Origin of the sequence: Methylobrevis pamukkalensis (assembly GCF_001720135.1) — a bacterium.
GTDB lineage: Bacteria > Pseudomonadota > Alphaproteobacteria > Rhizobiales > Pleomorphomonadaceae > Methylobrevis > Methylobrevis pamukkalensis.
Window position 1 is genome coordinate 44,427 of sequence record NZ_MCRJ01000007.1, and the last position, 11,407, is coordinate 55,833.

The 11,407-nt window shown below is 69.6% G+C and carries 8 protein-coding genes and 4 pseudogenes; all 12 read left to right on the forward strand.

Annotated elements, in window-relative coordinates:
* The first annotated feature begins 9 nt into the window (after window positions 1–9).
* The gene (locus A6302_RS02385) at window positions 10–1,101 is read left to right on the forward strand and encodes a PhoH family protein (RefSeq protein WP_210183245.1); all 1,092 of its coding nucleotides are present in this window, start codon (window positions 10–12) and stop codon (window positions 1,099–1,101) included.
* The gene (gene ybeY / locus A6302_RS02390) at window positions 1,098–1,622 is read left to right on the forward strand and encodes an rRNA maturation RNase YbeY (RefSeq protein ID WP_069305702.1); all 525 of its coding nucleotides are present in this window, start codon (window positions 1,098–1,100) and stop codon (window positions 1,620–1,622) included. Before A6302_RS02385 ends, ybeY begins: the two co-directional genes overlap by 4 nt.
* A 64-nt stretch (window positions 1,623–1,686) precedes the next feature.
* Window positions 1,687–2,766 (forward strand): hemolysin family protein, encoded by a 1,080-nt coding sequence (locus A6302_RS02395; RefSeq protein ID WP_069305703.1) that lies wholly within the window; start codon window positions 1,687–1,689, stop codon window positions 2,764–2,766.
* Between the two features lie 272 nt (window positions 2,767–3,038).
* Window positions 3,039–3,428: pseudogene (locus A6302_RS23975) on the forward strand (apolipoprotein N-acyltransferase); the annotation flags it as partial.
* Window positions 3,359–4,528 (forward strand): apolipoprotein N-acyltransferase, encoded by a 1,170-nt coding sequence (gene lnt / locus A6302_RS02400; protein ID WP_245293874.1) that lies wholly within the window; start codon window positions 3,359–3,361, stop codon window positions 4,526–4,528. The pseudogene A6302_RS23975 and the gene lnt, both read left to right, overlap by 70 nt.
* Window positions 4,529–4,850: 322 nt before the next feature.
* On the forward strand, window positions 4,851–5,264 hold the full coding sequence (locus A6302_RS02405; protein ID WP_069305704.1) for a helix-turn-helix domain-containing protein: 414 nt from the start codon (window positions 4,851–4,853) through the stop codon (window positions 5,262–5,264).
* 335 nt (window positions 5,265–5,599) lie between these two features.
* Window positions 5,600–6,768: pseudogene (gene metK, locus A6302_RS02410) on the forward strand (methionine adenosyltransferase).
* A gap of 244 nt (window positions 6,769–7,012) precedes the next feature.
* Window positions 7,013–7,522: pseudogene (gene trmB, locus A6302_RS02415) on the forward strand (tRNA (guanosine(46)-N7)-methyltransferase TrmB); the annotation flags it as partial.
* 311 nt (window positions 7,523–7,833) lie between these two features.
* Window positions 7,834–8,400 (forward strand): ribosome maturation factor RimP, encoded by a 567-nt coding sequence (rimP, locus tag A6302_RS02420; protein WP_069305712.1) that lies wholly within the window; start codon window positions 7,834–7,836, stop codon window positions 8,398–8,400.
* Between the two features lie 134 nt (window positions 8,401–8,534).
* Window positions 8,535–10,249 (forward strand): annotated as a pseudogene (gene nusA / locus A6302_RS02425) (transcription termination factor NusA).
* A 39-nt stretch (window positions 10,250–10,288) separates the two neighbouring features.
* Window positions 10,289–10,975, forward strand: coding sequence for an RNA-binding protein (locus tag A6302_RS02430; RefSeq protein ID WP_069305706.1), 687 nt, complete (start codon window positions 10,289–10,291; stop codon window positions 10,973–10,975).
* A 231-nt stretch (window positions 10,976–11,206) separates the two neighbouring features.
* On the forward strand, window positions 11,207–11,407 hold a 201-nt coding region (locus A6302_RS02435), incomplete at its 3' end, for a translation initiation factor IF-2 associated domain-containing protein (protein WP_141703370.1).

An 11,407-nucleotide genomic window follows, 5' to 3' on the forward strand; every position in this document is an offset into this window, starting at 1 on the left:
GGAGACGACATGACCCACGCTTCCGACATGACCCATGTTGTGCTTGCCTTCGATGACAACCGCCTGATCGGCGACCTCTACGGTCAGTTCGACCAGCATCTCGCTCTCATGGAACAACGCCTCGGGGTCGACGTCGTCGCCCGCGGCAATCAGGTCACGATCCGCGGCCCGCACGAGGCCTGCGCCCGTGCCCGCGACGTGCTGGAGGCGCTCTATGCCCGGCTGCAGGCGGGCGACGAGATCCAGCCCGGCGACGTGGAGGGCGCGCTGCGCATGGCGATCGCGGTCGGGGCGCAACTGCCGCTGCCGACGCTGGAGCCGAAGACGCGGCTGAAGCTCGCCCAGATCGCCACCCGTCGCAAGACCGTGGTCGCGCGCAATCCGGCGCAGGACGCCTACATCCGCGCCATGGACCGGGCGTCGCTGGTGTTCGGCCTCGGCCCGGCCGGCACCGGCAAGACCTATCTCGCCGTCGCCTATGCCGCGGCCCTTTTGGAGCGCGGCGAGGTCGCGCGCCTGATCCTGTCGCGGCCGGCGGTGGAGGCCGGCGAACGGCTCGGCTTCCTGCCCGGCGACATGCGCGAGAAGATCGACCCTTACCTGCGCCCGCTCTACGACGCGCTGCACGACATGATGCCGCCGGAAAAGGTCGAGCGCTGCCTCACCTCCGGCGCCATCGAGGTCGCCCCGCTCGCCTTCATGCGCGGCCGGACGCTCGCCAACGCGGCGGTGATCCTCGACGAGGCGCAGAACACCACCGCCGTGCAGATGAAGATGTTCCTGACCCGCCTCGGCGAGGGCTCCAAGATGTTCGTCACCGGCGACCCGACCCAGGTCGACCTGCCCGCCGGCCAGGTCTCCGGTCTCGTCGAATCGACGCGGATCCTGAAGGACGTGCCCGGGATCGTGCAGGTCCGCTTCTCGGAGACCGACGTGGTCCGCCACGAACTGGTCGGCCGCATCGTCACCGCCTATGATCAGGAAAGCCGCGAGCGGCTTGCCGCCCGCGAGGTGTCGCGCGCCCGCAGCCGGCCGGTCGAGCCGCAGATCGAGCCGCCGCTGGAGCCGGAGGTGTTCGTGCCGCGCGAGACCCTGTCGTGAGCCGACAACCTGCACCCTCGTCCCGGTCCGCGGTCCCGCCGCTCGTCGTCGACCTCGTGGTCGAGGCCGGCGACTGGGGTGCGGAGGAGGATCTGGAGGCGATGGCGGAGCGCACGAGCGCAGCCGTGCTCGCCCGGGCGCCGCAGAAGGTGCGTCCCGGCACCGAGGTGACGCTGCTGTTCGTGGACGACGCCGCGATCCGCGAGATCAACCGCGAGCATCGCGGCTTCGACAAGCCGACCAACGTGCTGTCCTTCCCGATGCAGCCGCCGGGCGCCGCGCTCTACGGGCCGATGCTCGGCGACATCGTGATCGCTCGCGAGACGGTGGTGCGCGAGGCCGACGAGGCGGGCATTCCCCTCGACCACCATCTTGCGCACATGATGGTCCACGGCCTTCTCCACCTGCTCGGCCATGACCATGTGGAGGCCGACGAGGCCGACGCCATGGAGGCGCTCGAGACGGCGATTCTCGGCGATCTTGCGATTCCCGATCCCTATTGCGGGACGGACCCCGTATGATGGCGCCGGCAGGCGAGCGCCCTGCCGCGGCCGCAACCGATGAAAGGACGATGGAAAGACTCCGATGAACGACACCGACGCACAGAGTAGCAGCGCGGTCCTCGCCGACGAGGCGAGGTCCGCGACCCGTGACGGACAGGGCGACGCCGAGACACGAAGTTCCGGCGGCTGGCTTGGCCGCCTGAGGGAAACCCTGGGACTTCGCGTCCCCGCCAATCTCCGCCAGGATCTCGAACAGGCCCTGTCGCGCGAGGACGCCCTCGACGCGGCCTTCTCGCCGGAAGAGCGGGCCATGCTGCGCAACATCCTGCGCATGCGCGAGACCCGCGTCGACGACATCATGGTGCCGCGCGCCGACATCAACGCCGTCGATCTCTCCATCTCGCTCGCCGATCTGGTGCTGGCCTTCGAGAGCTCTGGCCATTCGCGCATGCCGATCTTCCGCGAGACCCTCGATGATCCGGTCGGCATGGTCCACATCAAGGACCTGATGGCCCACATCACCATCGCTGCCAAGCGCATCCGCGACGACGCGGCCGGCCCCGCCGTGCCGGTGCTCGAGGTCGGCTCGGTCGATCTCGGCCTGCCGCTGTCGGCGACCGACCTGTTGCGGCCGATCCTGTTCGTCCCCCCCTCGATGCCCGCCTCCGATCTGCTTGCCAAGATGCAGGCGACCCGCATCCAGATCGCGCTGGTGATCGACGAATACGGCGGCACCGACGGTCTCGTCTCCATGGAGGACATCGTCGAGACCATCGTCGGCGACATTTCCGACGAGCATGACGAGCTCGAGGGCCCGTCGATCGTCCCGACCGCCAACGGCGGCTTCATCGCCGACGCGCGGGCGTCGCTGGAGGACGTGGTGGCGGCCGTGGGCCCCGAATTCGAGGTGGCCGACTACGGCGACGACGTCGACACCATCGGCGGCATGCTGTTCAGCCTGCTCGGGCGCATCCCGGTGCGCGGCGAGATCGTCACCTCGCCGGAACTGGCCGCCTTCGAGATCGAGGTGCTCGAGGCCGATCCCCGCCGCATCCGCAAGGTCCGCATCTCGCCCCGCGGCGCGGCCCAGCCGGCGGTTCCCGACCGGCGCAAGCGGCGTCCGGACAGCGAGGCCCCCGAACAGGAGTCGGCGGCCGAATAGTCCGGCCGAAGAGCGCGGAGGAACCGGGGCAAGCCTGCAGCCGGCGCTTGACCCCATGGCAGGCGACGGCTCAGCTTGGCCGGCGGCATGGCTGATTCGCCGCCGCGTCCGGCCGGGCCCGTGGCCGCCGGTCAGGCTCCAGGCAGGGACACCGGATGCGGGCGATCGAGAACGCGGTTCTGCTGCTGTGGGGCTGGAAGCGCCTGGCCCTTGCCTTCATCGCCGGCGCCGTCTCGGCGCTGGCGCTGGCTCCGGTCGATGCCCTGCCGGTGATGTTCCTGACCTTTCCGCTGTTGGTCTGGCTGATCGACGGCGCGGCGACCCCCTCGCGCGGCGGGGTCGCGCGGCTGCGCCCCGCGCTCGCCGTCGGCTGGTGGTTCGGCTTCGGCTGGTTTCTCGCCGGCCTCTGGTGGGTCGGCGCGGCCTTCCTCGTCGAGCCGGAGGTGTTCGGCTGGCTGATGCCCGTCGCGGTGGTGGCCCTGCCGGCCGGGCTCGCCCTGTTCTGGGCCTTCGGCGTCGGGCTTGCCCGGCTGTTCTGGATCGAGGGCGCCTTCCGCATTCCGGTGCTTGCCGCAGCGCTCACCGTCGCCGAATGGCTGCGCGGCCACATCCTCACCGGCTTTCCGTGGAATCTCGTCGGCCAGGTGCTCGGCGGCACCGACGTCACCGCCCAGTCGGCCAGCCTCGTCGGAGTCTACGGCCTGACCTTTCTCGCAGTCTCGTCTTCGCCGCGCCGGCGCTTCTGTCCGGCAACGCCCGCGGTATCGCCGGACGGGGCACGGTGCTGGCCCTCGCCGGCCTGCTGGTCGTGGGCAATCTCGGCTATGGCGCCTGGCGCCTCGCCGGTGCCGATGCGGGAACGGTGGAAGGCATCCGCCTGCGCATCGTCCAGCCGGCGATCGACCAGAGCGAGAAGTGGACGCCGGAGGCGCGCCGCGCGGCGCTCGCCACCTATCTCGACCTCTCCGACAGCCGCCGTTCGCCCGAGGATCTCGGCATCCTCGGCGCGACCCACCTCGTCTGGCCGGAAACGGCGCTGCCCTTCTTCCTCACCGAAAGCCCCGAGGCCCTGTCGGCGATCGCCGACGCCCTGCCGCCCGGCACGACGCTGATCACCGGCGCGCCGCGCGTCGACGGCAGCGGCGGCGAGCGGCGCTATTTCAACAGCGTCTATGCCGTCGACGACGGCGGGCGGATCGTCGCGGCCTACGACAAGGCCCACCTCGTTCCCTTCGGCGAATACCTGCCCTTTGCGCCGCTCATGGAAAGGATCGGCCTGCGCCAGATCGTCCAGTCCGTGGGCGGCTTCTCCGAGGGACCGGGCCGCGGTGTGGTGTCGCTGCCCGGCACCCCGCCCTTCGGCGTGCTGATCTGCTACGAGATCATCTTCCCCGATGCCGCGATCGACCGCGCCCGGCGCCCGGACTGGATCGTCAACGTCACCAACGACGGCTGGTTCGGCCACACCTCCGGCCCTTACCAGCATCTGGCGGAGGCGCGGCTGCGGGCGATCGAGGAGGGATTGCCGGTTGTGCGCGCCGCCAACACCGGCGTCTCGGCGATCATCGACGCCCACGGGCGAATCACCGCCAGCGTCGGCCTCGGCGAGACCGGCGTCGTCGACGGCGGGCTGCCGGTCGCGTTGCCGCCGACGGTCTATGCCCGCCATGGCCGTCTTCTCCTCGGCGGCCTGTTGTTCACGACATTCACCCTTGCAGCGGTTTTCCGTGCACGTTCACGTCGAGCCGTTGACAACGGCTAAACCGGGGCGCCAGAATTTGCCGCCCTGCCGGGTGCTGGCACTTTGCCGGCCACTGCAGGACGTCGGATCATCGAACCCTCGAGTCCGGCAGCACGGAACGCCCGACTGCCCGCCGTCAAATTTCCGGCAAGGTTGTGCGTTCGAAGATCATGAACAAGCCCCGCGGTCGCGCGTCGACCGTATGGGACGTTGATCGCTGCCGGTTCGGGACAAGACGGTAGAAGCAAGATCGTCCTCATCCAAGAGGCGACAAGACCGGGACCGCACCTGTCCGACACCGGAACCGCCCCCGCAACGGGTCGCAACTTACGAGTAACCCCCAATGGCCAGCAAGAAATCTCCAAACCCGATCGACATTCATGTCGGCAGCCGGATCCGGCTCAGGCGCATGATGCTCGGGATGAGCCAGGAAAAGCTGGGCGATGCCCTCGGCATCACCTTCCAGCAGATCCAGAAATACGAAAAGGGCACCAACCGCGTCGGCGCCAGCCGGCTCTCGCACATCTCCACCGTGCTCAAGGTTCCGGTGGCCTTCTTCTTCGAGGACGCCCCCGGACAGGGCGAGGAAGCGGCCGGCTTTGCCGAGCAGCCCCGCTCCTATGTGGTGGATTTCCTGTCGAGCTCGGAAGGCCTTGCGCTGAACAAGGCCTTCGTGCGGATCGAGGATGCCAAGGTGCGCCGCAAGGTCATCGACCTCGTGCAGGCCCTCGCCAGCGACGTGGCCGAGGCGGGCTGAACGGCCGCGCCGCCGGGCCGGCTTCCGGCCCGGCGGCGCCCTTCCCGTCGCGTCCGGACATGCGCCGGACGGTGTCTCTGGCCCCCGTTCGGTCCCCATCAGCCAGGGCCCGATTTTTTCGGCAGAAACGTATTTCTCCCGTTCACGCCTCTGACGGGCTCCCTGAACCAGGGTCGGCGCCCGACCGGCAAATCCGTTCTCGTCCAGCGCACGTAACCCCGGGGCAGCGCGCATGACGCCGCGCCGGGGGCGCTTGATTATTCCCCGAAGCCTTGCCAGAAGGGTGCGCGCGCAGCCGAGGGCGGCGCACCGGCGTTTCATAGAGGGGTTTCCCGATGTCCCGGCAGAACTACCTGTTCACCAGCGAATCCGTGTCCGAAGGCCACCCGGACAAGGTCTGCGACCGCATCTCCGACACGATCGTCGACGCCTATCTTGCCGCCATGCCCGAGGCGCGCGTCGCCTGCGAGACGCTGGCGACGACCAACCGCGTGGTGATCGCCGGCGAGGTCCGCGGTCCCGACGAGATCATCGGCCGGATCGAGGGCCTGACCCGCGAGGCGATCCGCGACATCGGCTACGAGCAGGACGGCTTCCACTGGGAGACCGCGAAGATCGAGGTCCTGCTCCACGAGCAGTCCGCCCACATCGCCCAGGGCGTCGATGCCAACGGCGAGAAGGACGAGGGCGCCGGCGACCAGGGCATCATGTTCGGCTACGCCTGCACCGAGACGCCCGAGTTGATGCCGGCGCCGCTCTACTATGCCCACGGCATCCTCAAGCGGCTCGCCGACGTGCGCAAGTCGGGCCAGGAAAAGGCCCTCGGCCCCGACGCCAAGAGCCAGGTGACGCTGGCCTACGAGAATGGCCGGCCGGTGCGAGCGACCCAGATCGTGCTCTCGACCCAGCATCTCGACGAGAGCCTGACCTCGGAGGACATCCGCGCCCTCGTCACGCCCTACATCATCGCGACCCTGCCGGACGGCTGGGTCGACGACGCCACGATCTGGCACGTCAACCCGACCGGCAAGTTCGTGATCGGCGGTCCCGACGGCGACGCGGGCCTCACCGGCCGCAAGATCATCGTCGACACCTACGGCGGGGCGGCGCCCCACGGCGGCGGCGCCTTCTCCGGCAAGGACCCGACCAAGGTCGACCGCTCGGCCGCCTATGCGGCGCGCTATCTCGCCAAGAACGTGGTCGCCGCCGGCTTCTCGTCGCGCTGCACCATCCAGATCGCCTATGCGATCGGCGTGGCCGAGCCGCTGGCGCTCTACGTCGACCTGCACGACGGCGGCACGGTCGATCCGGCCCGGGTCGAAACCGTGCTGAGAGATGTGATGAGCCTCACCCCGCGCGCATCCGCACCCATCTCGGCCTCAACCGGCCGATCTACGCCCGCACCGCCGCCTACGGCCACTTCGGCCGGGCGCCGGACGCCGACGGCGGCTTCTCGTGGGAGCGGACCGACCTCGTCGAGGCGCTCCGGGCCGCGATCGGCTGACGGCGGGAGCGGTCCGATGGGCGAGGGGGACAACGGCGACGCGGCGCATCCCGCATCCGCCGCGGCCGAAGACGGCGCGGCGCGCGCGGCCGCCTTCTTCGGGCGGCGCAAGGGCCGGCCGCTGCGCGAGCAGCAGGCCGCGCGCTTCGACGACCTCTATCCCGCGCTCGGCCTGGATCTCTCCGCTCCGATCCCGGATCTCGCCGCGCTGTTTCCGCACCGGCCGTCCACCGTGCGCCTCGAGATCGGCTTTGGCGGCGGCGAGCATCTGATCCATCGGGCGCTGGAGGCGCCCGACGTCGGCTTCATCGGCGTCGAGCCCTTCGTCAACGGCATGGCCAAGACCCTGATGGAGATCGGCCGCCACGGGATCGGCAACATCCGCCTGTCCGACGCCGATGCGATGCGGGTGCTGGACGTGCTGCCGGACGCCTCCCTCGACCGGATCAGCCTGCTCTATCCGGACCCCTGGCCGAAGAAGCGCCACTGGAAGCGTCGCTTCGTCGGCCCGGACACGGTCGCCCGCTTCGCCCGGGTCCTGAAACCGGGCGGCCAGTTCCAGTTTGCCTCCGACATTGCGAGCTATGTGGACTGGACGCTGCGCCACGTCCGGGCCCATCCGGCGTTTGCCTGGACGGCGACGCGCGCCTCTGACTGGGCAACGCCCTTTGCCGGATGGCCGGGCACGCGCTACGAGGCCAAGGCCCTGCGCGAGGGCCGCACCCCCGCCTACCTGACCTTTCGCCGGGCCTGACACCCAACCGGCGACGTGCTGAACCGCGGTTGCGCGCCCCGCCTTGATTTTCGCGGCCCGATGCGTATATTGCGGTCATTCATCAGAGCTTGATGCGCTTCAAAGAGCGGATTGAGAGTGGGCTCCCCCGGGACCCGCTCTTTTCGGCTTAGGCAAACCGGATCGGCTCACAGGGTGTCCGGCAAGGCGCGAAGGCGATGCCGGCAGATCGAACGAGCGACGGAACGACGGGCGGCATGACCGACAGCGGCGACAACGACAACAGCGGGATCGAGCCCGGCGACGACGAGACCCTCGACGGTCTGGCCGACATGCCGCGCACGGCGGCAAGCTTCGAAGCTCCGCTCGACGAACCGCGTCTCGTCCGCGAGACCGGTCCGGAGGCGCGCGTCGCCGACATCATCGACCCGATCCTGATCGACCTCGGCTACCGCCTGGTGCGGGTCCGCCTGTCCGGCCTCAACGGCAAGACGCTGCAGATCATGGCCGAGAAGCCCGATGGCACCATGACGGTGGAGGATTGCGAGGCGGTGAGCCGCGCGATCTCGCCGGCGCTCGACGTCGAGGATCCGATCGACCGCGCCTATCATCTGGAAGTGTCCTCGCCGGGCATGGACCGCATCCTCGTGCGCGAGAGCGACTTCGTGCGCTGGTTCGACCACGAGGTCCGGGTCGAGCTCGCGGTGCCGCTCAACGGCCGCAAGCGCTTCCGCGGCTGGCTGCTTCCCGTCGAGAACGGCATCGGCGGCGTGCGCATGCTCCAGCCGCTGGAAGACGGCACGCAGGAAGTCCGCTTCCCGCTGAACACCATCGACGAGGTCCGCCTCGTCCTGAACGACGCCCTGATCCGCGCCTCGCTGAAGGCCGGCAAGAGCTGACCTGCCGGCCGGCGACGCCGCATCCGCGGCGCGGCAGCCGCGCAGGACCTGCAAGACGAGAGACCTGGACGACGCCCGTGGCCGTTCCGCCCTGAACACGCCGGAACCCGCGAGCCACAAGGAGAAGAAGTGTCATGGCTGTGAGTGCGAACCGGCTGGAACTGCTGCAGATCGCCGACGCTGTCGCCCGCGAGAAGTCGATCGACCGGCAGATCGTGATCGCCGCGATGGAGGACGCCATCCAGAAGGCGGCCCGCTCGCGCTACGGCCAGGAAACCGACGTGCGTGCCGAGATCCACAGCCGCACCGGCGAGATCAAGCTGCAGCGTCTGCTCCAGGTCGTCGAGACGGTCGAGAACATCGCCACCGAGATCGATCTGGCCGAGGCCCAGCACCGCAACCCCGGCGCCCGCATCGGCGACTTCATCGCCGAGGCGCTGCCGCCGATCGACTTCGGCCGCATCGCCGCCCAGTCGGCCAAGCAGGTGATCGTGCAGAAGGTGCGCGAGGCCGAGCGCGACCACCAGTACGACGAGTTCAAGGACCGGATCGGCGAAGTCATCAACGGCGTCGTCAAGCGCGTCGAATACGGCAACGTCATCGTCGACCTCGGCCGCGGCGAGGCGATCTGCCGCCGCGACGAGCTGATCCCGCGCGAGGCCTTCCGCTACGGCGACCGCATCCGGGCGCTGATCCACGACGTGCGCCGCGAGCAGCGCGGGCCGCAGGTGTTCCTGTCGCGCACCCATCCGCAGTTCATGGCCAAGCTGTTCGCCCAGGAAGTGCCGGAGATCTACGACGGCATCATCGAGATCAAGTCGGTCGCCCGCGACCCGGGCTCGCGCGCCAAGATCGCGGTGATCTCCCGGGATTCCTCGATCGACCCGGTCGGCGCCTGCGTCGGCATGCGCGGCAGCCGCGTCCAGGCGGTGGTCCAGGAGCTGCAGGGCGAGAAGATCGACATCATTCCGTGGAACCCGGATGCGGCGACCTTCATCGTCAACGCGCTGCAGCCGGCGGAAGTCGCCAAGGTGGTGCTCGACGAGGACGCCGAACGCATCGAGGTGGTGGTGCCCGACGAGCAGCTGTCGCTGGCGATCGGCCGTCGCGGCCAGAACGTGCGCCTCGCCTCGCAGCTCACCGGCTGGGACATCGACATCCTGACCGAGCAGGAAGAGAGCGAGCGCCGCCAGAAGGAATTCCAGGAGCGCACCGAACTGTTCATGGAGCGCTCAACGTCGACGAGGTGGTCGGCCAGCTGCTTGCCACCGAAGGCTTCGGCTCGGTCGAGGAACTCGCCTATGTCGACACCGGCGAGATCGCGACCATCGAGGGCTTCGACGCCGAGACCGCCGAGGAAATCCAGGCCCGCGCCACGGAATTCCTCGATGCCCAGGAACAGGCCCGCGACGAGGAGCGCCGCGCGCTCGGCGTCGCCGACGAGCTGCGCGAGATCCCCGGCATCACCACGGCGATGATGGTCGCCCTCGGCAAGGACGGCGTGCTGACGGTCGAGGATCTGGCCGGCTGCGCCACCGACGATCTCGTCGGCTGGTCGGAGCGCAAGAACGGCGAGACCCAGCGCTTCAAGGGCGCGCTGTCCGACTTCGAGATCTCGCGCACCGACGCCGAGGCGATGGTGCTGGCGGCCCGTGTCGCCGCCGGATGGATCGAGGCCGACGCCGAGGAGGTGTCGGAGGACGAGACGTCCGGGGATGACGTTGCGGACGACGAGACGGAAACCGACGGCGAGGCCGAAGTCGAGATCGAAGCCGAGGCTGACGCGGACGCCGGGGAAGAGGTGTCCGAGGATGCCGAGACCGGGCAGGAGCCCGCGACCCGCGCCTGATGGCGCGGTGTCGGCCGGTGGCAAGGGGATGCGGGACGGATGGCGCGTGAGCGAGATGACGGCGAGCGCACCTGCCTCGTCACGCGGGAGGCGCAGCCGCCCGAGGGGCTGATCCGCTTCGTGGCCGATCCGGCCGGGCGGGTGATGCCCGACCTGCGCGAGCGGCTTCCGGGCCGCGGCGCCTGGGTCGGCTGCCGCCGCGACCTCGTGGAGACGGCGGTCAGGAAGCGCCTGTTCGCGCGGGCGCTACGCACCGAGGTCGAGATCGATCCGGATCTGCCGGCGACCCTCGACCGGATGCTGGAGGAGGCGGCGCTGTCGTCCCTGTCCATGGCCCGCAAGGCCGGACAGGCGATCGCCGGCTTCGGCAAGGTGACGACGGCGCTGGCCGGCGGCGGTGTTCTGGCGGTGATCCATGCCGCCGAGGCCGCCGACGACGGGCGCCGCAAGGTCGGCCAGGCGATCCGGCGGCGCGCCGCGATGGTTGCGGAGATGGGGCCGGAGGGCGCCGTTGCCCCGCACGTTGTCGTGATCGAGGGAATCTTCGGCCTGCCGCAATTGGATTTGGCATTCGGCGGGGCAAATGTGATACATGCTGCACTGCTTGCCGGCGGTGCGAGCAAGAGTTTCCTGACCCGAGCTGAAATGCTGGCCCGTTATCGCGGCCGGCATCTTGATGCATCGGAAGGGTCGCCCGACAGCGGGGACGACCGGGAGCCGGTCTGACCGGACATGACGGCCGTTCGCCCACGGGTGGTTTGACCACCGGCGGCAGAACGGCAAGGCCGACCGGGCGTGACGCCCGGCGCCAGGACGGCCCGGCCCTTGCCGGCCGATGACGGGATCACAGCGCGTCACGACCCCTCGCGGCCGGTTCGCGCACGAGACGAAGTGTGGCGGCGGCAACAGGTCATGACGGACCCCTTGCCGGCTCGCCACCGCAGGATATGAGACGGTATGAGCGACACGAAGAACACAGACGACAAGACGCTGGGCGTGAACACGAAGAAGACCCTTACTCTTCGGCGCACGGTCGAGCAGGGCACCGTCCGGCAGAGCTTCAGCCACGGGCGGACCAAGTCTGTCGTCGTGGAAAAGAAGAAGACCCGGGGTGTTCGTGACGAGCCGGCGGCGGCACCCGCCGCAGCTGCGCCCCGT

What these genes read in the sequence shown, in the direction of transcription:
- A6302_RS02395 (WP_069305703.1), top strand. Translation starts at nt 1,687, where the DNA reads ATGAACGACACCGACGCACAGAGTAGCAGCGCGGTCCTCGCCGACGAG.
- A6302_RS02430 (WP_069305706.1), top strand. Translation starts at nt 10,289, where the DNA reads ATGGCGCGTGAGCGAGATGACGGCGAGCGCACCTGCCTCGTCACGCGG.
- rimP (WP_069305712.1), top strand. Translation starts at nt 7,834, where the DNA reads ATGCCGCGCACGGCGGCAAGCTTCGAAGCTCCGCTCGACGAACCGCGT.
- lnt (WP_245293874.1), top strand. Translation starts at nt 3,359, where the DNA reads ATGGCTGCGCGGCCACATCCTCACCGGCTTTCCGTGGAATCTCGTCGG.
- A6302_RS02385 (WP_210183245.1), top strand. Translation starts at nt 10, where the DNA reads ATGACCCACGCTTCCGACATGACCCATGTTGTGCTTGCCTTCGATGAC.
- A6302_RS02405 (WP_069305704.1), top strand. Translation starts at nt 4,851, where the DNA reads ATGGCCAGCAAGAAATCTCCAAACCCGATCGACATTCATGTCGGCAGC.